This window comes from Psychrobacter sp. NPDC077938, from assembly GCF_044542635.1.
Lineage (GTDB): Bacteria > Pseudomonadota > Gammaproteobacteria > Pseudomonadales > Moraxellaceae > Psychrobacter.
Map to the genome: position 1 here is coordinate 1 of NZ_JBITUW010000014.1, position 2,272 is coordinate 2,272.

2 protein-coding genes and 1 rRNA gene are annotated in these 2,272 nt (G+C 40.0%); all 3 read left to right on the forward strand.

The genetic code is table 11. From position 1 onward, the window contains the following. The first annotated feature begins 56 nt into the window (after nucleotides 1–56). Nucleotides 57–170, forward strand: a 5S ribosomal RNA gene (rrf, locus tag ACIGBM_RS13465). A 198-nt stretch (nucleotides 171–368) separates the two neighbouring features. After that, nucleotides 369–716: a hypothetical protein gene (locus ACIGBM_RS13470; RefSeq protein ID WP_397478083.1), complete on the forward strand. Its 348-nt coding sequence runs from the start codon at nucleotides 369–371 to the stop codon at nucleotides 714–716. Between the two features lie 381 nt (nucleotides 717–1,097). Next, nucleotides 1,098–2,156, forward strand: a complete 1,059-nt coding sequence (locus ACIGBM_RS13475) for a TRAP transporter substrate-binding protein (RefSeq protein WP_298811632.1) — start codon at nucleotides 1,098–1,100, stop codon at nucleotides 2,154–2,156. Nucleotides 2,157–2,272: the final 116 nt, after the last annotated feature.

Consider the following 2,272-nt stretch of genomic DNA (forward strand, 5'->3'; position numbering starts at 1 on the left):
AACTAAACATTTATAGTCAAACAATAAAAATAACAGACTCATATCTAACCCCCTTTGCTGACGACAATAGCGCGATGGCCCCACCTGATCCCTTCCCGAACTCAGAAGTGAAACATCGTAGCGCCAATGGTAGTGTGGTTCGCCCATGTGAGAGTAGGTCATCGTCAGCTCTCTATTCTGAAATATCCCCCGACATTAGCTTGTCGGGGGATTTTCTTTGTGCGCGGTTTGGTGATGGTGCTTGGTGATGGAAACTTTAGCGCTAGATACTTCGGTCAAGAATCCAAACTTTCCTATAAATCAGTTTGATGTGATATTATTTATTCACTTCTAGAGTCTACTATCTGTCATTTATTTTGGAGCACATTATGGGCGTTTCACTCTACTATACTGCTGAACGTTCTACTCTCTTGACTCAGCAGGAACAAGAAAAAGTTGCATCAATAGTCGATGAGTATAATGAAAATTTTGAGCATGCAGATGATGCAGAGACTTTCGATCTCTATGCATATGATGATAGTGAGTCAGAGGTCATATTAGCAGGAGCTACGAAGTTGCCTGCTAGTATGGATGTAGAAGATCTTATGTATACCTTAGAGCATTGGCTACAATGTTTGACTGAGATTCGCCTTGCGGTCACTGATGCAGAATGGTATGTACATCTAAATGATAACGATGCTGTATGGGTAGATGATAAGTGGCAGATGGAAGAGTAGTGATTCATCACTATTATTATTTGTATAACTGCCTAGAGCAGCTTCTATGAATTCATATAGTATCTATATAAAAGAGCTCTCAACTGGATAACAGGCTGAGAGCTTTTTTATGAGGAATTATTTTATTCTGCTTACTTTTTACTATTATCTATATAGACAATACAAGTATCAAAAATATATCTACAATATGAATATACCCTTCATAATCTACTCAAAATGATTTGACTTCTATCATTATAGCTGCTAATTTTAAACTGTACTTTTATTATAGGTATGTAAAAAATATATCTAAACCTTGTGGACGATTTAATCTAGGATGAATCAAATTGTCTGCTCGTAATACCTTACTCCTATTCTCATAATTATCAAAAGGAATTGATAATGAAGTTAGCTCCTCTTTTTTCAATTGGTGCTTTAGCCGCTATTAGTCTTCTTGGCTGTTCTAACCAATCTGCTGATACGACTGATGGTTCATCAGCGACTTCTCAAGAAACTACCGTGCTACGGTTTTCGCATTTTTGGCCTGCAACCTCATCTATCAGTAAAGAAGTTTTTGAGCCTTGGGCAAAACAGATAGAAACAGATTCTGACGGCCGCCTAAAGGTTGAGTTGTATCCATCGGCGGGCCTTGCTAAAGCAGACGTTACTTATGAATCTGCTGCCAAAGGTACGATCGATATCGGTTCACAAGCGCATGGTTATACCAATGGTCGCTTTCCTTTGACTCAGATTACAGAGCTTCCAGGTTTATCAAATTCAGCAACTCAAATGGGCTGTATGCTACAGACCCTATATGATGATGGTACTTTGGCGAGTGAGTATGAAGATACTCATTTACTGTTTATGTATGGTGGGGGACCTGGTGCACTTCATACAACGGATAAGTTAATTCGTACGCCTGCAGATATGAAAGGTATGCGTATTCGCCGTCCTTCAGCTGTGGCAGGTGACATTATCGAAAGTGCAGGCGCTTCACCAGTAGGTCTACCTGCAAACGATATGTATACCTCTCTACAGCGCGGTGTCGTTGATGGTTTGAGTTTCCCTTGGGAGGCGGTGACAGCATTTAAGATTGATGAGATTACCAAATATCATACCAACATTCCTTTCTATAGTTCAGCGCTTATGGTCACGATGAACAAAGACAAATACGACAATTTACCTGACGATCTAAAACAAGTTTTGGATAAAAATTCAGGAATGGCGTTGGCCAGTAAAGTTGGTGAAGTATTTGATAAGCATGACCAGATGGCAATCCAAGCTGCTAAAGATAAGGGTGATGAAATTGTCGAAATTCCTGATCCATTAAATGATCCAGATTGGAAAGGGCCACTTGAAAGAGGAACCCAAAAATATCTAAGTGATGTTAATGCTTTGGGTTTAGATGCTGATGGCGTCTATGAAAAAGCAAAAGCTGCCAGTGCTGCCTGTAAGGTCTAACCTATTGGAGGTGTCACATGGCATTTTTAGTCAAGCTCAGTGTCTTAATCTCTAGATTATGCCAGTTTATCGGTGGGATCAGTCTCATCATCATCGTCCTAACCACCATGCTCGAC